The organism is Streptomyces sp. NPDC001056, assembly GCF_053598955.1.
In genome coordinates this window covers 42,782-64,085 of sequence record NZ_JBSFLI010000003.1, presented here as the reverse complement: position 1 = coordinate 64,085, position 21,304 = coordinate 42,782, and the positions used below count along the sequence as shown (strand labels likewise).

The 21,304-nt window shown below is 73.0% G+C and carries 23 protein-coding genes; 8 read left to right on the top strand and 15 right to left on the bottom strand.

Annotated elements, in window-relative coordinates; genetic code table 11:
* Positions 1–61: 61 nt before the first annotated feature.
* On the top strand, positions 62–2,431 hold the full coding sequence (locus ACWDD7_RS05000) for an ATP-binding cassette domain-containing protein (RefSeq protein WP_450456395.1): 2,370 nt from the start codon (positions 62–64) through the stop codon (positions 2,429–2,431).
* Here ACWDD7_RS05000 and ACWDD7_RS04995 read toward each other — a convergent pair whose 3' ends face one another.
* The 6 genes from ACWDD7_RS04995 to ACWDD7_RS04970 form a co-directional block, all read right to left on the bottom strand.
* Positions 2,432–2,962, bottom strand: a complete 531-nt coding sequence (locus ACWDD7_RS04995) for a hypothetical protein (protein WP_450456394.1) — start codon at positions 2,960–2,962, stop codon at positions 2,432–2,434.
* A gap of 106 nt (positions 2,963–3,068) precedes the next feature.
* A complete protein-coding gene (locus ACWDD7_RS04990) occupies positions 3,069–5,108 on the bottom strand; it encodes a HelD family protein (protein WP_450456393.1) in 2,040 nt (679 codons plus the stop codon).
* Positions 5,109–5,162: 54 nt separating this feature from the next.
* Complete coding sequence (locus tag ACWDD7_RS04985; RefSeq protein WP_450456551.1) at positions 5,163–5,753, bottom strand: TetR family transcriptional regulator; 591 nt, start codon at positions 5,751–5,753, stop codon at positions 5,163–5,165.
* Positions 5,754–5,867: 114 nt separating this feature from the next.
* Positions 5,868–7,973 (bottom strand): phosphotransferase family protein, encoded by a 2,106-nt coding sequence (locus ACWDD7_RS04980; protein ID WP_450456392.1) that lies wholly within the window; start codon positions 7,971–7,973, stop codon positions 5,868–5,870.
* Between the two features lie 281 nt (positions 7,974–8,254).
* Positions 8,255–8,992 (bottom strand): HAD family hydrolase, encoded by a 738-nt coding sequence (locus ACWDD7_RS04975; RefSeq protein ID WP_450456391.1) that lies wholly within the window; start codon positions 8,990–8,992, stop codon positions 8,255–8,257.
* Entirely contained in the window at positions 8,992–9,873 is an 882-nt protein-coding gene (locus ACWDD7_RS04970) for a winged helix-turn-helix domain-containing protein (protein WP_450456390.1), read from the bottom strand. The genes ACWDD7_RS04975 and ACWDD7_RS04970 overlap by 1 nt, the downstream gene beginning before the upstream one ends.
* Before the next feature lie 163 nt (positions 9,874–10,036).
* Between ACWDD7_RS04970 and ACWDD7_RS04965 the strand changes: the two genes are divergently transcribed.
* Entirely contained in the window at positions 10,037–10,225 is a 189-nt protein-coding gene (locus ACWDD7_RS04965) for a hypothetical protein (RefSeq protein WP_450456389.1), read from the top strand.
* Positions 10,226–10,232: 7 nt separating this feature from the next.
* Here the strand turns inward: ACWDD7_RS04965 and ACWDD7_RS04960 are convergent, their stop codons facing one another.
* The 3 genes from ACWDD7_RS04960 to ACWDD7_RS04950 all read right to left on the bottom strand — a co-directional run bounded on the left by ACWDD7_RS04960 (position 10,233) and on the right by ACWDD7_RS04950 (position 13,390).
* Positions 10,233–11,135 (bottom strand): winged helix-turn-helix domain-containing protein, encoded by a 903-nt coding sequence (locus ACWDD7_RS04960; RefSeq protein ID WP_450456388.1) that lies wholly within the window; start codon positions 11,133–11,135, stop codon positions 10,233–10,235.
* A 368-nt stretch (positions 11,136–11,503) separates the two neighbouring features.
* Positions 11,504–12,739: a GNAT family N-acetyltransferase gene (locus ACWDD7_RS04955; RefSeq protein WP_450456387.1), complete on the bottom strand. Its 1,236-nt coding sequence runs from the start codon at positions 12,737–12,739 to the stop codon at positions 11,504–11,506.
* Positions 12,740–12,799: 60 nt separating this feature from the next.
* Positions 12,800–13,390 (bottom strand): RsiG family protein, encoded by a 591-nt coding sequence (locus ACWDD7_RS04950; RefSeq protein ID WP_351879540.1) that lies wholly within the window; start codon positions 13,388–13,390, stop codon positions 12,800–12,802.
* A gap of 159 nt (positions 13,391–13,549) precedes the next feature.
* Between ACWDD7_RS04950 and dtd the strand changes: the two genes are divergently transcribed.
* On the top strand, positions 13,550–13,975 hold the full coding sequence (gene dtd / locus ACWDD7_RS04945; RefSeq protein WP_351879556.1) for a D-aminoacyl-tRNA deacylase: 426 nt from the start codon (positions 13,550–13,552) through the stop codon (positions 13,973–13,975).
* A gap of 20 nt (positions 13,976–13,995) precedes the next feature.
* Here dtd and ygfZ read toward each other — a convergent pair whose 3' ends face one another.
* The 3 genes from ygfZ to ACWDD7_RS04930 are packed head-to-tail and all read right to left on the bottom strand — an operon-like array spanning position 13,996 to position 16,045.
* Complete coding sequence (gene ygfZ, locus ACWDD7_RS04940) at positions 13,996–14,961, bottom strand: CAF17-like 4Fe-4S cluster assembly/insertion protein YgfZ (protein ID WP_450456386.1); 966 nt, start codon at positions 14,959–14,961, stop codon at positions 13,996–13,998.
* 10 nt (positions 14,962–14,971) lie between these two features.
* Positions 14,972–15,409, bottom strand: a complete 438-nt coding sequence (locus ACWDD7_RS04935) for a Fur family transcriptional regulator (protein ID WP_037653437.1) — start codon at positions 15,407–15,409, stop codon at positions 14,972–14,974.
* A 60-nt stretch (positions 15,410–15,469) separates the two neighbouring features.
* Complete coding sequence (locus ACWDD7_RS04930; protein ID WP_351879536.1) at positions 15,470–16,045, bottom strand: FABP family protein; 576 nt, start codon at positions 16,043–16,045, stop codon at positions 15,470–15,472.
* Between the two features lie 475 nt (positions 16,046–16,520).
* Between ACWDD7_RS04930 and ACWDD7_RS04925 the strand changes: the two genes are divergently transcribed.
* Positions 16,521–16,883, top strand: a complete 363-nt coding sequence (locus ACWDD7_RS04925; RefSeq protein ID WP_351879533.1) for a DsrE family protein — start codon at positions 16,521–16,523, stop codon at positions 16,881–16,883.
* Positions 16,884–16,904: 21 nt separating this feature from the next.
* On the opposite strand, the gene ACWDD7_RS04920 is transcribed toward ACWDD7_RS04925, so the two are convergent.
* A complete protein-coding gene (locus ACWDD7_RS04920; protein ID WP_046422628.1) occupies positions 16,905–17,168 on the bottom strand; it encodes a DUF3099 domain-containing protein in 264 nt (87 codons plus the stop codon).
* Between the two features lie 151 nt (positions 17,169–17,319).
* On the opposite strand from ACWDD7_RS04920, the gene ACWDD7_RS04915 reads away from it, so the two are divergent.
* From ACWDD7_RS04915 to ACWDD7_RS04900, 4 genes are all read left to right on the top strand, one after another.
* On the top strand, positions 17,320–18,066 hold the full coding sequence (locus ACWDD7_RS04915; RefSeq protein WP_450456385.1) for an LmeA family phospholipid-binding protein: 747 nt from the start codon (positions 17,320–17,322) through the stop codon (positions 18,064–18,066).
* Between the two features lie 206 nt (positions 18,067–18,272).
* Complete coding sequence (locus ACWDD7_RS04910) at positions 18,273–18,353, top strand: Ms5788A family Cys-rich leader peptide (protein WP_350751515.1); 81 nt, start codon at positions 18,273–18,275, stop codon at positions 18,351–18,353.
* 122 nt (positions 18,354–18,475) lie between these two features.
* The gene (locus tag ACWDD7_RS04905; protein WP_450456384.1) at positions 18,476–19,321 is read left to right on the top strand and encodes a sulfurtransferase; all 846 of its coding nucleotides are present in this window, start codon (positions 18,476–18,478) and stop codon (positions 19,319–19,321) included.
* Positions 19,322–19,351: 30 nt separating this feature from the next.
* Entirely contained in the window at positions 19,352–19,639 is a 288-nt protein-coding gene (locus tag ACWDD7_RS04900) for a DUF1416 domain-containing protein (protein ID WP_145875861.1), read from the top strand.
* A 72-nt stretch (positions 19,640–19,711) separates the two neighbouring features.
* Here ACWDD7_RS04900 and ACWDD7_RS04895 read toward each other — a convergent pair whose 3' ends face one another.
* Positions 19,712–20,968: a hypothetical protein gene (locus ACWDD7_RS04895; protein ID WP_450456383.1), complete on the bottom strand. Its 1,257-nt coding sequence runs from the start codon at positions 20,966–20,968 to the stop codon at positions 19,712–19,714.
* Between the two features lie 4 nt (positions 20,969–20,972).
* A complete protein-coding gene (locus tag ACWDD7_RS04890; protein WP_351871774.1) occupies positions 20,973–21,227 on the bottom strand; it encodes a MoaD/ThiS family protein in 255 nt (84 codons plus the stop codon).
* Positions 21,228–21,304 lie beyond the last annotated feature (77 nt).

The following is a 21,304-nucleotide window of genomic DNA, read 5'->3' as shown; positions in this document are numbered from 1 at the left end:
CCCCGGAACCGGTCAGGATCGAAGAAGCGGGCCTGCGTCGTCCCCGGTTACGGTGGCCCGCATGGACGCCGCCAACGCCTCCCACGCCGCCGACCGTCACGACCTGATCCGGGTGCACGGAGCCCGCGAGAACAACCTCAAGGACGTCAGTGTCGAGATCCCCAAGCGCCGCCTGACCGTGTTCACCGGCGTGTCCGGCTCGGGCAAGAGCTCGCTGGTGTTCGACACGATCGCCGCGGAGTCGCAGCGGCTGATCAACGAGACGTACAGCGCGTTCGTGCAGGGCTTCATGCCCACGCTCGCCCGCCCCGAGGTGGACGTGCTGGACGGGCTGACCACCGCGATCATCGTGGACCAGCAGCGGATGGGCGCCGACCCGCGCTCCACCGTCGGCACCGCCACCGACGCGGGCGCCATGCTGCGCATCCTCTTCAGCCGGCTCGGCACGCCGCACATCGGCTCGCCCAAGGCGTTCTCCTTCAACGTGGCCTCGATCAGCGGGGCCGGCGCGGTCACCGTGGAGCGCGCCGGGAAGCAGGTGAAGGAGCGGCGCAGCTTCAGCATCACCGGCGGCATGTGCCCGCGCTGCGAGGGCCGGGGCACCGTCACCGACCTCGACCTCACCCAGCTCTACGACGACGGGAAGTCGCTGAACGAGGGCGCGCTGGCCGTGCCCGGCTACAAGGCGGGCGGCTGGAACCACCGGCTGTACGCCGAGTCCGGCCTGGTCGACCCCGACAAGCCGATCCGCTCGTACACCGGCAAGGAGCTGGCCGACTTCCTGCACCGCGAGCCGACCCGGATGAAGATCGCCGGGATCAACATGACCTACGAGGGTCTGATCCCGCGCATCCAGCGGTCGATGCTGGCCAAGGACCGCGAGGGGATGCAGCCGCACATCCGGGAGTTCGTGGACCGGGCGGTCACCTTCACCGTCTGCCCGGACTGCGACGGCACCCGGCTGACCGAGGCGGCCCGCTCGTCGAAGATCGGGGGGATCAACATCGCGGACGCGTGCGCGATGCAGATCAGCGACCTGGCCGCCTGGGTGCGGGAGTTGACCGAGCCGTCCGTCGCGCCGCTGCTGGACTCGCTGCGGGGCACCCTCGACTCGTTCACGGAGATCGGGCTCGGCTATCTCTCCCTCGACCGGCCCACGGGCACGCTGTCGGGCGGCGAGGCGCAGCGCGTGAAGATGATCCGGCACCTCGGCTCCTCGCTCACCGATGTGACCTACGTCTTCGACGAGCCCTCCACCGGCCTGCACCCGCACGACGTCCAGCGGATGAACGGGCTGCTGCGGCGGCTGCGCGACAAGGGCAACACGGTGCTCGTGGTCGAGCACAAGCCCGAGGTGATCGCGATCGCCGACCATGTGGTGGACCTCGGCCCCGGCGCGGGCACCGCGGGCGGCACGGTCTGCTACGAGGGCGACCTCCCGGGGCTGCGGGCCGCGGGCACCCTCACCGGACGCCACCTGGACGACCGGGCCGCGCTGAAGGAGACGGTGCGCAAGCCCACCGGCGCGCTGGAGATCCGCGGCGCCACGACGCACAACCTGCGCGGGGTCGACGTGGACATCCCGCTCGGGGTGCTCACCGTGATCACCGGCGTGGCCGGGTCCGGCAAGAGTTCGCTGGTGCACGGGTCGATCCCGGCGGGCGAGGACGTCGTGTCGGTCGACCAGGCGCCGATCCGGGGCTCGCGGCGCAGCAACCCGGCGACGTACACCGGGCTGCTGGACCCGATCCGCAAGGCGTTCGCCAAGGCCAACGGGGTCAAACCGGCCTTGTTCAGCGCCAATTCGGAGGGCGCCTGCCCCCACTGCAACGGCGCGGGGGTGATCTACACCGACCTCGCGATGATGGCCGGGGTCGCCACGACGTGCGAGGAGTGCGAGGGCCGGCGGTTCGACGCGTCGGTGCTCGGGTACCGGCTCGGCGGGCGGGACATCAGCGAGGTGCTGGCGATGCCGGTGGCCGAGGCGGCGGAGTTCTTCGGCGCGGGCGAGGCGCACACTCCGGCGGCCCACCGGATCCTCGGCCGGCTGGCCGACGTGGGCCTCGGCTACCTCACCCTCGGCCAGCCGCTCACCACCCTGTCCGGCGGCGAGCGGCAGCGGCTGAAGCTGGCCACGCACATGGCGGACAAGGGCGGCGTCTACGTCCTGGACGAGCCGACCACCGGCCTCCACCTGGCCGACGTCGACCAACTCCTCGCCCTGCTCGACCGGTTGGTGGACTCCGGCAAGTCGGTCATCGTGGTGGAGCACCACCAGGCGGTCATGGCGCACGCCGACTGGATCATCGACCTCGGCCCCGGCGCCGGGCACGACGGCGGCCGGATCGTCTTCGAGGGCACCCCGGCCGACCTGGTCGCGGCCCGCTCGACGCTGACCGGTGAGCACCTGGCGGCGTACGTGAAGGCGTGATCAGACCGCCGCCAGCCAGTCCTCCAGGACCCGGAAGTCGCCCTCCGTCAGGCCGTACCGGTGGTCCACACGGTGCAGGAGGGCCGGGCCCGGGTGGTGCGCGGCGGTCCAGGAGCGGTCGGCCCCGGTGATCTCGTCGTCCACCCAGATGAAGGGCCGGCCCGCCGCCCAGGCGACCAGCGGCCGTGTCTTCCAGTGCAGCGGGCCGGGCGGCTCGTCCTCGTCCGGCCACTGGACGACCGGCAGCTCGGGCAGTCCCAGCCAGGGCGCGAGCGCGGCGTTGGCCTCGTCCATCCAGGTGGTGGCCCACACCAGCTCGCAGCCCAGCCCGGCGAGGCGGGGGCCGAGCGCGGGGTCGACGCGGGCCGGCAGGGGGTGGCCGACGTGGACCGGTGACGGTGCCGCGGGGCGGGGGCCGGGCGGCCAGGGGGCATCGGCGGCGGGCACGGACGGGCCGTCGTAGACCGGGTACGCGCGGTCCGCCGCCCCGAACGGGATGAGCGGACCGTCGACGTCGAGGAAGAGCAGCATCACCGTCCAGGATCGTCCCTGGAGCGGCCGGGGCACAGCCCCGAAAGCGCCTCGCGGCACCGGAAGCGGCCGGCCCGTGAACGCGGGGCCGGCCACCCGCGGACGTTCAGAACGGCAGCGGCCGCCCGTGCACCACGTCGAGCCGCGACACCGCGCGGGTCAGCACCACGTACAGCCGGTGCGCGCCCCGCTCCTCCGCCTCCGCGACGGCGGCCGGCTCCACCGCGATGACATGGTCGTACTCCAGGCCCTTGGCCAGGCTCGCGGGGACGAGGGCGAGGCGGGCGCCGAGGGCGTCGGGGCCGGCCGGGTCGAGGCCGGCCCCGGTGAGCGCCCGCGCCACGGCGGGCAGCTCCGCGTCCGCCGCGATCACGCCGACCGAGCCCTCCCGGGTGAGGGCGCGGCGGGCGGCGGCCACCGTGGTGGCGAGGACGTCCTCGGTCGGGTGGAGGGTCAGCTCCCCGTCGGTGCGCAGGGACCGGGCGGCCGGGACGGCCACCGCCAGCCGGTCCAGCAGCCGGTTGGCGAGCGCCACGACGGCCGCGGGCACCCGGAACCCGGTGGTCAGCGACACCACCGCGGCGTCCGGCCGGCCGAGGTGGCGCAGCTGCGCGGACCAGTCGCGGGCGGCCCACGGCGCGGTGCCCTGCGCGAGGTCGCCGAGGACGGTCAGCGAGCCGAAGGCGGCCCGGCGGGCGATGGCCCGGCACTCCATCGGCGAGAGGTCCTGCGCCTCGTCCACCACGATGTGGCCGTAACCCGCGGGGTGTTCGATCAGCCCGGACAGCTCGTCCAGGAGGACCAGGTCGGCGGCCGACCAGCGGGCGGACCTGTACGAGCGGGGCGGGCGCGGCCACCGCAGCGCCTGCTGTTCGCCGGGCTCCAGGAGTCCGTCGGCCGACCGGGCCAACGCCTCCGGGTCCGTGAGGAGTCGGGCCAGCACCTCCTCCGGGCGGACCTTCGGCCACACCAGGTCGAGGTGGGCGGTGAGCGGCCGGGCGTGCTCCATGCGCCGTTCCCAGGCGGCGGGCAGCACCCCGGAGCGCCGTTCGGCGAGCTCGCGCAGCCGTCGTACCACCCGGGTGCGCACCCGCTCGCGGCCGACGGCGTACGGCGGTTCCTCCGCGCGCACCTCCCGGACGATCGCGGCGAGTTCGGCGGCGCGCACCCGCCAGCGGTAGGAGCCGTCCGGCACGGCGAGGTCGGTCACGCCGTCCGTGCTCACGTGCGCGTACAGCGCCCGGCGCAGCACCTCGGCCATGCGGGGGTCGTGCTTGAGGGCGGCCGTGGGCAGGGGGTCGGTGCCGGTGACCGGGTGGCGACCGATCTCGTCCAGGAGGGTGGACTGGCGTACGCCGCTCTCGCCGAGCGCGGGCAGCACCTCGGAGATGTAGGCGAGGAAGGTGCGGTTGGGGCCGAGGATCAGCAGGCCGGCGCGCTGGAGCCGCTTGGGGTGGGTGTAGAGCAGGTACGCGGCGCGGTGCAGGCCGACGGCGGTCTTGCCGGTGCCGGGGGCGCCCTGCACACAGACCGAGTCGGCGAGGGCGGCGCGCACGAGGTCGTCCTGCTCGGGCTGGATGGTGGCGGCGATGTCCCGCATGGGACCGACCCGGGGGCGCTCCAGCTCCCGGGCGACGATGCCGCCGGGCCGGAGCCCGCCCTCGGATCCGCCCGGTCGCAGGTGCTCGTCCTCCAGGCCCGTGAGGTCGGCGCTCGCGCCCGTGCTCCCCGGCGCCCACCCGAACCGCCGCCGTACCGCCACGCCCTGCGGGTCGCGGACGCTCGCCTGGTAGAAGGCGCGGGAGACGGGGGCGCGCCAGTCGACCACGAGGGGCGGGGCGGCGGGGGTCTCGGTGATCCGCAGCCGCCCGAGATGGAAGTGGTGCCCGCCGTGCTCGGGGTGCTCCTCGGCGAAGTCGAGGCGGCCGAAGAACAGCGGCCCCGGCGGGAGTTCGCGCAGCGCCTTGGCCTGGCTGCGCAGCCGGTGGCCGAGGACCTCGGCGTCGGCGCCGGAGGCGGAGACGTCCTCGCCGATGACGACCTGCTCGGCGGCGCCCTCGACCATCGCGGCGAGGGCGGCCCGGCAGTCGTCGTGGTGGGCGCGCTCGGCGCGCAGGGCGTCGGTGAGGGCGGGGTGGGAGGTCATGCCGTCCAGCGTACGACAAGACGTTACCGAGTTACATTTTTTACCGAGTCTCACCTAGCCCCGGGCCGACGCCCCCGGTCCCGCGATCCCCCGGAGCCCCTCCGCCAGCCCCCCGAACGCACGCTCCGCCGCCCGCACCGCCCCCGGCGCCACGTCCGCGACCTTCTCCCCCGCCGCGATCCGGCGCCAGTTGTCCAGGGCGAGGACCCGCTGGACGGCGATGATCTGCCCGGCCGCGAGCCGCGCGTCCAGGTCGCCGCCGAGCGCCTCGGCGAGCGCTGCCTCCGAGCGCTCCTGGTGCCGGTAGGCCCGCGCGACCAGGGACGGGGTGCCGTACAGCAGGGCATGGAAGGCGAGCACCTGGGGGTGGTCGTTGAGCCCGGTGACCGGGTCGCGCCGCTCAAGGCCGGCGAGGAAGTGCCGGCGCAGCGCGTCCACCGGGTCCGACTCGCCCGCGACCACCCGCGCGGCCTCGTCCTCGTGGTCCGCGATCCGGTGCAGGACCAGGTCCTCCTTGGCCGGGAAGTACCGGAACAGGGTCGGCTTGGAGATCCCGGCGGCCGCGGCCACCTCCGCCACCGACACCGCGTCGAAGCCCCGCTCCAGGAACAGCCGTACGGCGGTGTCCGAGACCTCCTGGTACATCCGCCGCCGCTTGCGCTCCCGCAGACCCGTCTCCCGCGGGTCTGTCTCCCGCGGGCCCGTCTTCTCCCGCTCACGCGGCTCCGGCTCACCCATGGGGCCGAGCCTACGCAGTGCTCAGCCCGGCCCCAGCCGGGGCAGCCCCCGCGGGCGCCCGGACAGCCCCAGCGAGGCGGTCGCCGCCGCGAGCGTCATGCCGTAGGACGCCACGGCCCGCCGCACGTTGGGCGCGTCCAGGCTCGATCCGGTGACCAGGCGGTCGAGGTCGACGTAGGCCGAGCGGACCAGCTCGATCCAGCGGTAGACCCGCCAGTCCTCCTGCCAGTTCCGGGTGTGGCGCGCGTCCAGCCGGGCCGCCCAGCGGCGGAACATGCGGTCGCGGATCTCCGGCCGGGTCGGGGTGAGGTGCATGTGCCGGACCAGCTCGTACAGCGGGTCCCCGACCAGGGCCATCTCCCAGTCGATGAGGGTGAGGGCGGGGCCGTCGTCGCGGCGCACCAGGTTCCAGGGGTTGAGGTCGCCGTGCAGCAGGGCGGGGGCGCGCTCGGTGACGTGGTGGCGGGCGAGGATCTCGCGCAGCCGGGGCGCGTCGGGCAGGCCGAGGAGGCGGGCCGTCTGCTGGGACTCCCTGGGCAGTGCCTCGACCAGCGCCACGAGCTGCTCGCTGAGCCAGCCGTAGAAGCCGGGGCGGCCGCCGAGCGGGTCGATGCCCGCCGGGTCGACGCCGGTCAGCGCGGCCAGCTGGTCGACCAGGCAGTCCGCCTCGTGCGGGCGCAGCCCGTCCACCGGGTGGTCGGGGCGGCGGCCGAGGTCGCGGGCGCCCTCGTAGGTGTGGACGGCGAAGCGGTCGGCGCGGTAGCGGTGGGCGGGGTCGGTGGCGTGGCTGGTGCCGAGGGCGAGGACGCGGGGGGCGGCGACCGGCACCCCGGAACGTTCGATGGCGGCGAGGACGGCGTGCTCGCTGAGGAAGCTGCGCTCGCGGCGCAGGACGAGGGTCACCTCGCGGCGTACGACGACGGGGAAGCCGGTGCCGGGCACCCGGAGCACGGTGGTGAGGTGCGCGGCGCCCTTGAAGACCCGCTCGGCCGGGGCGGCGCCCTCCAGGAACAGGGCGTCGGCGACCGCGTCGTGCGGGAAGTCGGGATGTTCGGGCACCCGCCGGTCGGGCGTCCAGCCGATGCTGCGGGGGCGCCGGCCGGGCCGGGCGGCGCCGCGCCGGAACAGGATGCGCTCGATCTCCCGCTCGCCGGGCACCCGGCCGAGCCGCAGCGGTTCGGTGGCCGCGCGCAGGGCGTCGCGCACGGTCGCGGCGGCCCGCTCCACGGCCGCCGGGTCGAAGGCGCGATCCAGGGTCCGGACGGCCGCGATGACGTCGGTGTAGAGGGACTGGGCGTGCTCGAAGGCGAGGTAGCGGGGCAGGTCCTTGCCGAGTCCCGCGACGGCGGCGGGCCGGGAACGGGCCACCGCGTCGGCCCAGGCGTGCACGACCGCCTCCCGCCGGGACTCCGGGTGGCGCGCGCGTACGAGGTGGACGGCGAGGTCGTACAACGGGTCGCCGTAGCTCGCCAGTTCCCAGCCGGTGCAGCCCAACCCGTCGGCACGCACGACCAGTTGGCCGTGGCGCAGATCGCCGTGGAGCAGGCCGTAGGGGCGGCGGGTCAGCGCGGGCACCCGGTCCGCGAACCGGGTGAGCGCGTCCTCGGGGACCCCGAGCGCGGTGAACAGTCCGCCGTACTCGCGCCAGTCGGGGCGGCGGACCTGGTCGTCGGCGAGGTGGGCGAGGGTGCGCAGGAAGCCCTGGGAGTCGGTGTGGTTGCGCGGCCAGTGCGAGGGCAGGGGCGGCAGCGCGGTGCCGCGCACCTGGGCGAGGGCGGCGAGCAGTTCCGCGATGTCCCTGGGCGGCGGGCCCTCGCTCGGCACCCGGCCGTCCACATGGCTGTGGATGAGGTAGCCCTCCCCGGCCGCCAGGCACTCCGGCGCCCGCGGCAGCACCCGGTGCACCGCGCGCAGGATCTCCGCCTCGCCGCCCCAGGTGCGCACGGCCGGCGTCGCGTCCGGCCGGGGCAGCCGTACGGTCACGGGCGTGCCCGGGGCCCGGCCGAGCAGGCCGGCGAGCGGTTCGGTCAGCGGCAGCACGTGGTCGCGGTGGCGCGGGCCCTCGCGCGTCTCCCCCGTGGCCGCGGCGCGCGCCGCGAAGGCACGGCAGGCGGCGTCCGTCCGCATGGTTCCGGCGCGCTCCCCCGCCGCCGTAGGGGGAACTGACGGTGCGCCCACTGGCCGCTCCGGGGGTCGATCACTCAAGGGGGAGGACGTGTCGGGCGACAGGTCCGGGGAAACGCTATTCCCCCGTGGTGGCCGGTACGGCCTCCGGGCGCGGCGGAGTAGCCCAACGGGTGGTCCACCGCGCCCGGCTGTGCCGAACCGGCGGCCGGGGCCCGGCCACTCGCCGCTCCCCGCGCCCGCGTACGCGCGCGGCCGGGCGGTGACCCGGCCGCGTCCGCATGCTAACCGACCCCGTGGCCGCCCCTGAGCAGGCGCAAGAGTGGTTCCAGCGACCGTACGACGTGCTCGGCGCCGGCCGCGCGCAGCGGCCTCTCCTTGGCCGCGTTGCGCGCGTACCCCAGGAAGGGGACCCCGGCGTCGCGGGCGGCGGCGAGGTCGGAGGGGGTGTCGCCGATCATCAGGGCGGCGGCGGGGGCGGTGCCCAGGGCACCGAGGGCGCGCAGCAGGCAGTGCGGGTCCGGCTTGAGGTGGTCCAGGTGCTCGGTACGGCCGTACAGGTGGGGGGCGAAGCAGGCGGTCAGGCCCCGGGTCTCCAGGTAGCTGCGCACCACGCGGGGCGAGTTGTTCGTGGTGACGGCGAGCCGGGCGCCGACGGCGGTCCAGGTGCGGATCAGCGGGTCGGCCCAGGCGGTGGGCAGCGCGGAGGTGGCGGCGCGCAGCTCCTCCTGGGTGAGGCGTTCCTCCAGGCCGGTGACGAGGTCGCTGCCGGGGCGGCGGCGGCCCACCGCGCGCAGCACGACCTGGGGGTCCAGGGTGTCCCGTTCGGCCGGGGTGAGCAGGCCGTGCAGGCCCTGCCGCTCCAGCCAGGCCACCAGGTCCGCGGCGATCCGCTCGGCCTTGTGCGTGGCGAACAGCCGGCAGATGGGGCCGTCGAAGTCCCACAGCACGACCCGGGCGGAAGTGATCAGTACACGAAGCTTCTCGATCTCGCTCGCATCAGAAGTCGTATCAGAAGTCACTAGGAGAGTGTCAGGTCCGAGCTGATGGTTTCCCAGAGGGCGTCGAACCACTTCTGCGATTCCTCCACGAACGCCGCGTCCCGTTGGCCCGCACGCCGCTCGAAGGAGAAGAGCAGGGACTCGGAACCGACCGCGTCGTACATCTCCAGCGTCCCGCTGTCGGTGGGCTCGGCGCGGCGCGTGATCATGTAGTGGGCGAACAGCGCCTCGCACCCGTTGAGCAGGTAGAGCTTCACCGGTGGGGTGAACGGCAGGGCCCTGAAGGTGACATGGACGTCGATGTCGTGGGTGCCGCGCAGGGCCTGGAGGTTGTACTGGAGCACCTGGCCCTGGGCGTTGCGCATGGCCAGCCAGCGCTGGTGCACCGCGTCGTCCTCCGCGCTCCCCGCGTCGACCGAGACCGGGAAGGCGAGGCTGATGTCCCGCGAGGGCAGCAGGATGCGGGCGTCGATCCGCTCCGGGCGCAGCTTGCCCTCGTGGATCAGGCGCAGCGGTTCGCCGAGGGCGGGGATCAGGCTCTGCGCGGTCAGGCAGACGGCGTCGACGCGCACGTGCGGCGCCGCGAACGCGTCGGTCAGCCGGGGCGCGAGCGCCACCATGGTCGGCTGGGGCTCCTCGGCCCCGGACCGCTGCTCGGCGACCCGCGGCGGGCTGCCCTTGGTGACGCCGCTGAGCAGGCCGTCCTGCTGGAGCACCCGCAGCGCCTGGCGGACGGTGCCGCGCTCGACGCCGAACTCCTCGGCCAGCTCGGCCTGGGTGGGCAGCCGGTCCCCGGGCCGCAGAATCCCGGCGCGCATGCGTTCGCGCAGGACGCCCGCGATCTCCTGGGGGCTGCGTCTGCCGCTGCCGTTGACTGCCATGCGCTCCTGGGTCACCACCAAACGTTACAACTTCCCTCCATCTAAGGGGAGTTGCTGAAAAGTTGTTTATGTAGTGCCACCAAGTGGGGACAACTTAAACAGAGTTGGTTGCCAACTTTTTCCAAGTTGGCGGAGGTTTTGCCTCCCACCCGTTTCTCCATCGGCATCCGAAGGGGGATTCGCCGTGCCCGCCCTCGCCCTCCTCTCCGCCCTCCTCGTCCTCGGCTTCGAACAGCTCGTCCAGTGGAAGTACGGCACCGCCGGCGCCCTCGGCCTGCTCCTGCTCGGCGTCGGCCTCAAGGCCAGGAACCCGGCGGTCAGCTCCGCGGGCGCGGTCCTGCTCGCGGTGCTCCTGACGGGCCCCACGCTCTGACCCGGTCCTACGACGTCAGCTCCAGGTCGGAGCTGATCGTCCCCCACAGCGCCTCGAACCACCGCCGGGACTCCGCCACGAACGCGGAGTCCCGCTCCCCCGCCTCCGGCGCGAAGGCGAACAGCATCGAGCGCGTGCCGTCGGCGTCGTAGAGCTGGCGGGGCTCCCGGCCGAACTCCTGCTCACGGCGCCCCACGGTGTAGTACGCGAACAGCGCCTCCGCCTCGTTGAGCAGATACAGCTTGACCGGCGGCGTGAACGGCAGGGCGCGGAAGGTCAGCCGGACGTCGATGCCGTGCGTGGTGCGCAGGGCCAGCAGGTTCTGCCGCAGCACCATGCCCTGGGCGTTGCGCACCGCCAGCCAGCGGTCGTGCAGCAGCCCGCCGTCGTCCGCGTCCGCCGGGTCCACCGGGGCCGGGAAGGCCAGCTCGATCCGGCGGCTGGGCAGCAGCACCCGCACGTCGATCTTGGCCGGTTTCAGCTCCCCCGCATGGATCAGCCGCAGCTGCTCGCCGACGGCCAGCGTGAGCGACACGGCGGTCAGGCAGAGCGCGTCGATCCGCACGTGCGGGGCGGCGAAGGCGGCGGCGACGCGCGGGCCGAGCCCCACGACGGTGGGCTGCGGCGGCGCGGCCGGCCACGGCGGCCACTCCCCTTGCGTCACCCTGGCCGGGCTGCCCTTGGTCGCGCCGGTGAGCAACCGCTCCGCGTGGAGGGTGCGCAGCGCCTCGCGGACGGCGCCGCGCTCCGCGCCGAACTCCTCGGCCAGCTCGGCCTGGGTGGGCATGCGCTGTCCCGGGCGCAGCTTCCCGGACCTGATCCGGCTGCGCAGCTCGTCGGCGATCTCCCGGTGGGACGCGCGGGACGCGCGGGGTCCCCTGGCGGAGGCGTGCTCCGGGTCCACGGACAAACCCTACAACTTCCCGCCAACTTAAGGCAGTTCACCGACAGCTGGTTATGAGACGCCTTCCGACGGAGATAAGTACAGATAAGTTGGCAGCCAACTTGGCTGACATGGTCAAGCTTCCCAGTGGTTGGCCGTACCGGGCCCCGATCCGGAGGGGAGCCGGGAGCCCGGACCGGGGACGGCCGGCGAAGCGCACAGTCACAACTGAAGACGCCGACAACTGAACACGACACGCACAGCCACAACTGAAGACGGCACAACTGAAGACCGGCACGACCGAAGACGTGCACAACTGAAGACCGCACAGCACAGCCACAACTGAACAGCTCGCTACGGATGAACAGTTCGCCGCCGCCGGAAGAGGGGAGCGGTCAGAAGTCGTCCGGGCACCACGGGCGCCCGGGCGAGCGGAACAGGGCGTCGGCCTGCCGGGCGGCGCCCTCTCGCTCTTCCCGTACCCGGCCGAGCGCGGTGAGCCGCAGCAGCGACTCACCGCCGAGCCACGCGGACGCCAGCTCGCTGACGCCCAGGGTCAGGTCGGCGCTCGCCGTGGTGGCCGTGCAGGACGCGCCCTGCGGCGAGCCCTCCAGCCGGTACCGCCCCCCGGCGTACCCGGCGTCGTCCACGATCTCCAGCACCACCGCGCCCTCTCGGTCGTACGTGCGCGCCTCCAGGGCCCGTACGACGTCCAGGATCCGCACCCACAGAAAGTCCGCGTGGTCGACGATCCGGGCGGCGCGCGGGTCGGGCAGGAAGTGCCGAAGCAGGTCGTCGGGACCGCGGCCGCCGGTCTCCACCTTGGTGATCCAGTCGATGGAGCACACATAGCGCCACAGGGCGCGCTCGGCCGCCGCGGTGGTCCCGAACAGCCGCTGCACGCGCGCCGTCTGATCGGGCTGCTGACCCGTCCAGGTGTCGTCGCACCGGTACGTCACCAGGCCCTGGGCCTCACCGGAGGGCGCGCGGTAGAGGGCGTGGAACGGCTCGGTGAACTCGGCGTGGACACGCAGGGCCCCGGTGAACTCCTCCCACCACAGCTGGTCCCGGCTGACCGCGCCGGGCTGCTGCACGCGGAAGCGGTCGTACAGCTCCGGGCCCAGCTTGCGCACCTCCTCGCCGTCGAGCAGCTCGATCCGGCCGCCGTCCTCCGGGCCCGACCAGCGCGCATCGAGGCCGGCCCGCGGGACCTCGACGGTCCACCGGCTCGTCCAGGTGGCCGGTCCGAAGCCGAACCGGCCGTAGATCGGGTACTCGGCCGCGAGCAGCGTGGCGACGACGTCCCCGCGCTCCCGCGCCGCCGCGAGGTCCTCGGCCATCATGCGGCTCAGCAGGCCGCGGCGGCGGTGCGTCGGGCTGACGGTCACGCCGCTGATGGCGTCGGCGGGGACCGTGCCGCCGCCCACGGTGGTCAGCTCCTGCTCGAAGGAGCGGAAGGTGGCCACCCAGCGGCCGCCGTCGACGGCCCCCCGATACCGCCCCGGCACGAACTTCCTGCGGCGGGCGTCGAGTTGCTCACGGGCCAGGGCCGGGGGCTGGGTGAACCCCACGGCCAGGGCGCGCTGCCAGTCGTCGAAGTCGGCTTCGGTGGCGGTGCGGACGTCGTTCATGGGCCCACCGTAGGCATCCGAACCGCCCGGTGTCCTCCCGATTTCCGCCCCTCGGTCTCGTCACACCAGGAGGTCGTCCACCTGCGCCTCGCCCACCCGGTAGCGTCGGGCGATCTCCCCGCTGCACCCGTCGGCGGTGTGCTGGAGCCGCTGCCGCCGCCGGGACACCTCCTGCTCGTAGCGGACCAGCCGGCCCAGTGCGGCGGACAGTTCGAGATCCGTGCGGGCGGTGAGATCACTCAGCTCCACCTCGCCGAGCATCTCGGCCGCGAGCCGTCGCACCTCCTCGCCCCGCGGGGTGCCGACGGTGACATGGCGGGCCGAGGAGCGCTGGCGGGCCGGGGCGTCGCGCAGGATCTCCGCGAGCCGCTCGACCACGGAGGCGTCCTGCGGCGCGGGCACGGACGCGCGGCCGCGGCGGGCCAGTTCCGCGTGCAGGATGTCGATCCGGCCCTGCAACAGGCGGCGCACATAGCTGAGATCCGCCTCGTCGCGCTGGGCGTCGCGACGCAGCGCGCGCAGCTCGGGCAGGCTCAGCCGGGGCAGCTCGGGGGCCGGCGGCACCAGGCCCTTCGGCTCGTCGGCGCGCTGCACGGGCGGCCGGTACGTCCCCTGCGGGGCCGGCAGCTCGCTGGTGCTGGATGTGCTCATGTGGTTCGAACCGTCCCCTCGACCGGCGTGTGACAGCATCGTGCCACCCCCCGCGCACAGTATGGGACCGAGTGCCCCCGAACAGCCCCAGATGGGCGGTAAGGGTTCCATAAGGGTCCGCCTGTGACCGTTCTTCCGGGACCCGGCATCATGGTCCGCATGCGAGCGGTGGTGCAGAGAGTGGACGGCGCGAGCGTCGTCGTGGACGGCGAGACGGTGGGCGCGATCGAGGGCGAGGGCCTGTGCGTCCTCGTGGGCGTGACCCACACGGACACGAAGGAACAGGCGGCCCAGCTGGCCCGCAAACTCTGGTCCGTCCGGATGCTGTCCGAGGAACGCTCGTGCAGCGACATGGACGCCCCGCTGCTCGTCATCAGCCAGTTCACCCTCTACGGCGACGCCCGCAAGGGCCGCCGCCCCACCTGGAACGCGGCGGCACCGGGCGATGTCGCCGAACCGCTGGTCGAGGAGGTCGTGGCCCAGCTGCGGGCGCTGGGCGCGACGGTGGCGACGGGGCGGTTCGGCGCGAAGATGCGGGTGTCGCTGACGAACGACGGGCCGTTCACGGTGCTGCTGGAGATGTAGAGCGGTCGCGGCCGGGCGGACTACGGCTCGACCACGACCTCCTGCGCCGCGGCCGTGTCCCCGGCCAGGAGCCTCGCGTCGACCGGCACGTTCCGCTTGACCAGGGCGAGCGCCACCGGCCCCAGCTCGTGGTGGCGGACCGACGACGTGACGAAACCGATCTTCCGCCCGTCGGGGCCCTCGTCCGCGAGGCGGATCTCCGTGCCCGGCGCCGGCAGGTGCACATCGCTGCCGTCGAGGTGGAGGAAGACGAGCCGGCGCGGCGGCTTGCCGAGGTTCTGGACGCGGGCGACGGTCTCCTGCCCGCAGTAGCACCCCTTCTGGAGGTGCACCGCCGTACCGATCCACCCCAGCTCGTGCGGGATCGTCCGGTGATCCGTCTCGAACCCGAGCCGCGGCCGGTGCTCCTCCACCCGCAGCGCCTCGTACGCGAGCAGGCCCGCGGCCGGCCCGTGCGTCGCCGCGAAGGACTCCAGGTCCGCGCGCGGCAGGAAGAGGTCGCGGCCGTACGCCGTCTCCCGTACGACGACCCCCTCGGGCACCTCGGCGATCGAGCCGGCGGGCAGGTGCACGACCGCGAAGTCGGCGGTGCGGTCGGCGACCTCGACCCGGTAGAAGAACTTCATCGACTCCAGGTACGCGACCAGCGCGTCCCGCGTCCCCGGCTCGACGTGCGCCCACACCGTCGTACCGTCGTCCACCAGGTACAGGGCGTGCTCGATGTGCCCGTTCGCCGACAGGATCAGCGCCTCGGTGGCCTGGCCGGCGGGCAGTTCGCTGACGTGCTGGGTGAGCAGCAGGTGCAGCCAGCTCAGCCGGTCCTCGCCGCCGACGGTGATCACACCGCGGTGCGAGAGGTCGACGAATCCGGCGCCGTCGGCGAGTGCGCGCTGCTCGCGGAACAGGTCGCCGTAGTGCGCGGCGACGCCTTCGTCCACGCCCTCGGCGGGGACGGCGCCGGGCAGGGACAGCAGTGGGCTCTTCATACGGGCAAGCCTACGACGTGGTAGTTGAACTCTTCAGGGAACAGTCCTTGCACCGGCCGAAGATCGCGAAGTGCTTCATGTCGGTGTCGAACCCGAACTGCCGCCGCAGCTTGGCGGTGAACTCCGCCGCCACGCTCACGTCCGCCTCGATGACGCTCTCGCAGTCACGGCACACCAGGTGCAGATGATGGTGCCGGTCGGCGAGGTGGTAGGTCGGCGCACCGTGCCCCAGGTGGGCATGGCTGACCAGGCCCAGCTCCTCCAGCAGCTCCAGCGTGCGGTAGACGGTGGAAATGTTGACCCCCGACGCCGTCTTCCTCACTTCCACGAGGATGTCGTCGGGGGTCGCGTGTTCGAGGGTGTCCACGGCTTCGAGGACAAGCTGCCGTTGCGGAGTCAGCCGGTAACCGCGCTGCCTGAGGTCGCTCTTCCAGTCGGTGCTCACCACACCGACGAGTCTAGAACCACGCCCGTCGCACGGAGAGCCTGTCCGACCGGCTCGGGCGGCCTACTTGAAGAAGGCGATCCCGTCGTCGGGCATGTCGTCCGGCAGGGCCTTGGCCCAGCGTTCGACGTCCTCGGGGGTGACGACCTTCTTCAGGTGGGCGGACATGTAGGGGCGCAGCTCGACCTCGGGGGTCTGCTTCTCGCCGACCCACATGAGGTCGCTCTTGACGTAGCCGTACAGCCGCTTGCCGCCGGTGTACGGCTGCGCGGCGGCGGTCCGGGCGACGGCGTCCGTGACCAGGTCGATCTGCGGCTTCTTGTGCGCCATCTCGCCGTACCAGATCTCGATGGTGCCGTCGTCCCGGGTCATCGTGACCTCGACCTTGCGGTCGGCGTCGATCCGCCAGAAGCCGGACTCGGTCTCCAGCGGGCGGATCTTGTTGCCGTCGTGGTCCAGCACCCAGGTGCGGGAGTGGTATTCGAGGAAGTCCCGGCCGTCGTGGGTGAAGGTGACTTCCTGGCCGAAGTTGCACTTCTCGGACCCGGGGAAGTCGTGCACGCCAGCGCCGGCCCAGTCGCCGAGGAGGAAGGCGAGCGGGACGAGGTCCTTGTGCAGGTCGGACGGGATCTCGATCATGAGCGGAGCTTTCCTGGTGGGAGGGTCAGCGCTGGCCCTGGTACAGCTTCTTCACGGTCAGGTAGGCGAAGGCGAGCACGCCGACGCAGACCAGGACCAGCAGGGTTTCGAAGAAGATCTCCACGGGTGCTCCTTGAGCGAGGGTGGGCATACGACAGAGCCGCCCCCAGCTTACGCGGCCGGGCACCGGCTCTCTTTCCGAGGTGGCCCTCAGCCGTACCGGGGCGGGCCGGGCCCTCCCACGGGCGGACCCGGCCCCCTCCGAGACGGCCCTCTCACGGGTCCGCCATCGCCACGCCGCGCCTGCCGCAGGCGCCCGCCCCCGGCGGCGTACCGCGTCGCCGGCACCGCGCCCGCAGGGTCGACGGCGCTTTCGTGAGCGGCGCGCCGACCGTGCTCAGCCTGGCGAGCCGGCTCGTGGCGATCGCCGTGGCAGCGGTCCGAGCGCGGCCGTACGGGGGGCTACGCTTCCCGCATGGCGAAGAAGCTCGTGATCAAGGTGACGGCCGGGGCCGATGCCCCCGAGCGCTGCTCGCAGGCGTTCACGGTGGCGGCGGTGGCCGTGGCCAGCGGGGTCGACGTGTCCCTGTGGCTGACCGGGGAGTCGTCCTGGTTCGCGCTGCCGGGGCGGGCCGCCGAGTTCGAACTGCCGCACGCGGCCCCGCTGCCCGATCTGATCGACTCCGTCCTCGCGGCCGGCCGCGTCACGCTGTGCACCCAGTGCGCGGCCCGGCGGGAGATCACGGAGAAGGACGTCATCGAGGGCGTACGCATCGCGGGCGCGCAGGTGTTCGTCCAGGAGGCGCTGGCCGACGACACGCAGGCGCTCGTCTACTAGCCCCTCAGGAGCTGCTACCCCTCAGGAGCGCGGGCGCTTCTTGCCGTCCAGTTCGTCCCACCACTCGTCGGACTGGGGATCGCCGGAGGGATCGTCCCACCAGCGGTCCTCCGGCCCCCGCCGGTTCGCGATCATCGCGGCGACCGGCGGGATCACCATCGCGACGACGCACATGCCGACGGCCGCCGGGACGGACCAGATCCGTACGACTCCCCACGCCAGCACGAAGAGCCCTATACAGATCCCCATCATGGCGAAGTACACGTGACGTCGCCGTGCGTACATGCATCCAGGGTAGGACCGGGACTCCGGTTCAGCGCCACCGCGGTGGGCGGCTGCGGAGCCTGTCACAACTGATCCACAATTCCCCTCCCCGAAGCCGCGCGGCGTTACCGTTGCGTAGCCGTGACCTATGCCGACCGGGGGGAAACACCACATGCGCGCCCTGCGAATACTGCTGATCATCGTCGTGGTCCTGGGCGGGCTGTTCGTGATCGTGGACCGGGTGGCGGTGCACTTCGCCCAGAGTGAGGCCGCGGACAAGCTGAAGTCGTCGGAGAACCTCGCGGCGACGCCGGACGTGAACATCAAGGGTTTCCCGTTCCTCACCCAGGTCGCCGGCGGCTCGCTGGACGACGTCGAGATCGGGATCAAGAGCTACGACGCGGCCACCGGTGACGCCGGCAAGACGATCCGCATCGACGACCTGAAGGCCGACATGAAGGGCGTCTCCTTCTCCGGCGACTACAGCTCGGCCACCGCCTCCAGCGCGACCGGCACCGCGACCATCTCGTACGACGAGCTGATGAAGACCGCGAAGTCGCAGCCCACCGACATCGGCCTCGGTGTGCGGGCCAAGGTCGTCGGCCTCTCCGACGGCGGCAACGGCAAGATCAAGGTCGCGGTCAAGGTCAACGGCACCGTCGCCGGCGCCATCCCCGTCGACCGCACGGTCTCCGTCCTGAGCACGGTGAGCGTCGTGAACAACAAGGTCGAGGTGCACGCCGACTCCCTCCCCTCGGTCGCCGGTCTCGGGCTCGCCGAGGACCGCGTCCGGACGATCACCGACTTCCAGCAGGTCGTCGACCAACTGCCCGGCGGTATCAAGCTGGACAAGGTGGAGGCCGCCGCGGACGGCGTGAAGATCAGCGTGCGGGGTTCGGACGTCAAGCTGGCCGGGTAGGAGCCCGCGAAGCACCCCGGCGAGCGCCGTTCGTCCGACTGGCGAGACGGCAATGTCCGTACCGTAGATGCGACGGCACGCCCGAGCGTCCGGAGGCCCCCGCGGCGGCCACCGGGCGCTTTTCTCATCCCGCCATTCGGACGATCGTGTCTCGACATACGACACGCCGGTGACACGCGCGCCCTCACGTCCCTACGATCGAGGTCATGAAGCGACAGGCGGATCTCACGAAGCGGCGGGCAGTCGACCTGTGCCGCGTTGCCGCCATGCTCTGTCGCCCCTTCTGAGCGGAAGTCCCGCTTCCGCGTCTTCACCCCTGCCCTGCTGGGCACCCGTGCGCCGCCCGCATCCCGGGCGCGCCCCTTCGTACCCGCACGCCCCGCCGTAACTGCCCCGGAGGAGAAAGAGCATGAGTCGCAGCGACGTCCTGGTCGACGCCGACTGGCTGCAGGAGCACCTGGACGACCCGACCCTCGCGATCGTCGAGGTGGACGAGGACACGTCCGCCTACGAGAAGAACCACATCAAGAACGCGATCCGCATCGACTGGACCGAGGACCTCCAGGACCCGGTGCGCCGTGACTTCGTCGACCAGGAGGGCTTCGAGAAGCTCCTGTCGGAGAAGGGCATCGCCAACGACCACACGGTGATCCTCTACGGCGGCAACAACAACTGGTTCGCCTCCTACGCCTACTGGTACTTCAAGCTGTACGGCCACGAGAACGTGAAGCTCCTCGACGGCGGCCGCAAGAAGTGGGAGCTGGACGCCCGCGAGCTGGTCGCCGGCGACGAGGTTCCCGAGCGCGCGAAGACCGAGTACACGGCCAAGCCGCAGAACTCCGCGATCCGCGCCTTCCGCGACGACGTCGTGAAGGCGATCGGCGCGCAGAACCTGGTCGACGTCCGGTCCCCCGACGAGTTCTCCGGCAAGCTGCTCGCCCCGGCCCACCTGCCGCAGGAGCAGTCGCAGCGTCCGGGCCACGTCCCGACCGCGCGCAACATCCCGTGGTCGAAGAACGCCAACGACGACGGCACGTTCAAGTCGGACGACGAGCTCAAGGAGCTCTACGCCGCGGAGAACGTGGACCTCGCCAAGGACACGATCGCCTACTGCCGCATCGGTGAGCGCTCGGCCCTGACCTGGTTCGTGCTGCACGAGCTGCTCGGCGTCCAGAACGTCAAGAACTACGACGGTTCCTGGACCGAGTACGGCTCCCTCGTCGGCGTGCCGATCGAGCTCGGCGCCAACAAGTAAGCGACCCCAAGCGACTTCTGGAGAAACAGCATGTGCGGAGCGAAGGCCGGTGGCCCCGACGCCTCGACGATCAAGCCCGGTGAGACCACGATCCAGGGTCAGGTGACCCGCGACGGCGAGCCGGTGACGGGCTACGTCCGTCTGCTCGACTCGACCGGCGAGTTCACCGCGGAGGTTCCGACCTCCGCGACCGGTCAGTTCCGCTTCTACGCGGCCGAGGGCACGTGGACGCTGCGGGCACTGGTGCCGGGCGCGACGGCGGACCGTACCGTCGTCGCGCAGAAGGGCGGGCTCGCGGAGGTCGCGATCGCCGTCTGACGGACCCGAAAAGGGCAAAGGGCCGCATCCCCTGGGTTGGACGCCAGGCGGGGATGCGGCCCTTTCGGCTGACTAGCCCAGCACCCTGCCCAGCGCCCACACCACCGGCGCCGCCGCCGACAGGGGCAGGGCGACGCCCGCGGTGAAGTGGACGAAGCGGGAGGGGTAGTCGTAGCTGGCGACGCGGTGGCCGACCAGGGCGCAGGCACCGGCCAGCGCGCCGAGCAGGGCGCCCCGGGCGCCGAGGCCGGTCATGCCGCCCGCCGCGATGCCCGCGCCCGCGGCGGCGAGCAGGGCGACCACGACCGACGCCGGGGTCGGCAGGGGCAGCGCGCGCGCCAGCGCGGCGACCGCCACCGCCGCCGCGCCGACCGCGGTCGCGTGCGGGTCGGCACCCAGGTAGCCGGTGGCCAGGATCGCCAGGGCCGCGGAGGCGACCGTCGCCATCAGGCCGTACATCCGCTCGTCCGGCGAGGCGTGCGAGCGGAGCTGGAGGACCAGGCAGAGGAGGACCCAGGCGCCGAGGGTGCCGAGGATCGCGGCGGGGGCGTTGTCCCGGCCCGCGGCCAGTACCGCCGCGTCGGCCGCCAGGCCGCCCGCGAACGCCAGCGCGATGCCCTGCCGGGCCGGCCACATGCCGTTCAGCCGGAACCAGCCCGCGGCCGTCACCGCCTGGAGCAGCACCAGCGGGACGACCAGGACGTACGAGCCGAGGCCCGCCGTGCCGGCCAGGAGCAGGCCCAGCAGCGCGGTGAGCAGCGCCGGCTGCATGCCGGGCTCGATGATCGGCGAACGACCCTCCAGGCGGGCCCGCTGCGCGTCGGTGATCCGGGCATTGCCGGCGAGCGTCGCGGGGCCGTAGGCGGGCCCGTCAGCCGACGGCCCCTCGCCGGCGCGGCCCTCGGCCGGGGCCGCGGGCGCGGCGACCGGCGCGGGTCCCGCCATCGGCTGGGGCTGCGGCCGGCCCGTCTGCTGCTGCGGCTGCGCCATCGGCTGGGGCTGGGCCTGCGCCCCGGTGAACCCCTGCCCCTGGGACCCGGCGAACCCCGGCTGGTACTGCTGGTACGCCTGCTGCTGATGCTCCTGCTGGTAACCCCGCCCCGGATGGTCCGTCACCGGCGGGAGATACGCCGTCGCGTCCGCCGCCTGGACCGGGGCATGCGTCTGGGTCTCCCAGGTCCGGCCCTGCCACTGCTGGGTGTCCTGCGGGTCGTAGCCCCCCTGGGCGGAGGGATGGCCCGGCCAGTCCTGCCGGCCCGGGGCGGGGGCGCCCTGCTGGTAGGGGTCGTAGCCCTCGTAGGGGCCGCCCTGATACGGCTGGTCGGTCATCGACTCACCCTCCTGCGAACGGCGGGAGCACCTCGACCGTGCCGCCCTCGGCCAGCCGTACCGTCTCATGCGCGCGCGTGCCGACGGGGTCGCCGTCGATCAGGAAGGAGCAGCGCTGGAGCACGCGGGTGAGTTCACCGGGGTGCCGGGCGCGCACGGCGGTGAGCGCGTCGGCGAGGGTCGCCGCGTCGTACGGCTCCTCGGCGACACCGGCCGCGGCCTTGGCGGCGGCCCAGTAGCGTACCGTGACCTGGGGCATCTGGTTCCTCAATCGACGGCGGTCGACGCACGCGGGCGGACGTCGACGGCTGGAAAAGTAAGTAAGTAACGGAGCCA

Bases quoted from the DNA above. Each gene is read 5' to 3' on its own strand.
- ACWDD7_RS05000 (WP_450456395.1), top strand. From the start codon at position 62: ATGGACGCCGCCAACGCCTCCCACGCCGCCGACCGTCACGACCTGATC.
- ACWDD7_RS04995 (WP_450456394.1), bottom strand. From the start codon at position 2,962: ATGCTGCTCTTCCTCGACGTCGACGGTCCGCTCATCCCGTTCGGGGCG.
- ACWDD7_RS04990 (WP_450456393.1), bottom strand. From the start codon at position 5,108: ATGACCTCCCACCCCGCCCTCACCGACGCCCTGCGCGCCGAGCGCGCC.
- ACWDD7_RS04985 (WP_450456551.1), bottom strand. From the start codon at position 5,753: ATGTACCAGGAGGTCTCGGACACCGCCGTACGGCTGTTCCTGGAGCGG.
- ACWDD7_RS04980 (WP_450456392.1), bottom strand. From the start codon at position 7,973: ATGCGGACGGACGCCGCCTGCCGTGCCTTCGCGGCGCGCGCCGCGGCC.
- ACWDD7_RS04955 (WP_450456387.1), bottom strand. From the start codon at position 12,739: ATGAACGACGTCCGCACCGCCACCGAAGCCGACTTCGACGACTGGCAG.
- ACWDD7_RS04950 (WP_351879540.1), bottom strand. From the start codon at position 13,390: ATGAGCACATCCAGCACCAGCGAGCTGCCGGCCCCGCAGGGGACGTAC.
- dtd (WP_351879556.1), top strand. From the start codon at position 13,550: ATGCGAGCGGTGGTGCAGAGAGTGGACGGCGCGAGCGTCGTCGTGGAC.
- ygfZ (WP_450456386.1), bottom strand. From the start codon at position 14,961: ATGAAGAGCCCACTGCTGTCCCTGCCCGGCGCCGTCCCCGCCGAGGGC.
- ACWDD7_RS04930 (WP_351879536.1), bottom strand. From the start codon at position 16,045: ATGATCGAGATCCCGTCCGACCTGCACAAGGACCTCGTCCCGCTCGCC.
- ACWDD7_RS04925 (WP_351879533.1), top strand. From the start codon at position 16,521: ATGGCGAAGAAGCTCGTGATCAAGGTGACGGCCGGGGCCGATGCCCCC.
- ACWDD7_RS04920 (WP_046422628.1), bottom strand. From the start codon at position 17,168: ATGTACGCACGGCGACGTCACGTGTACTTCGCCATGATGGGGATCTGT.
- ACWDD7_RS04915 (WP_450456385.1), top strand. From the start codon at position 17,320: ATGCGCGCCCTGCGAATACTGCTGATCATCGTCGTGGTCCTGGGCGGG.
- ACWDD7_RS04910 (WP_350751515.1), top strand. From the start codon at position 18,273: ATGAAGCGACAGGCGGATCTCACGAAGCGGCGGGCAGTCGACCTGTGC.
- ACWDD7_RS04905 (WP_450456384.1), top strand. From the start codon at position 18,476: ATGAGTCGCAGCGACGTCCTGGTCGACGCCGACTGGCTGCAGGAGCAC.
- ACWDD7_RS04900 (WP_145875861.1), top strand. From the start codon at position 19,352: ATGTGCGGAGCGAAGGCCGGTGGCCCCGACGCCTCGACGATCAAGCCC.
- ACWDD7_RS04895 (WP_450456383.1), bottom strand. From the start codon at position 20,968: ATGACCGACCAGCCGTATCAGGGCGGCCCCTACGAGGGCTACGACCCC.
- ACWDD7_RS04890 (WP_351871774.1), bottom strand. From the start codon at position 21,227: ATGCCCCAGGTCACGGTACGCTACTGGGCCGCCGCCAAGGCCGCGGCC.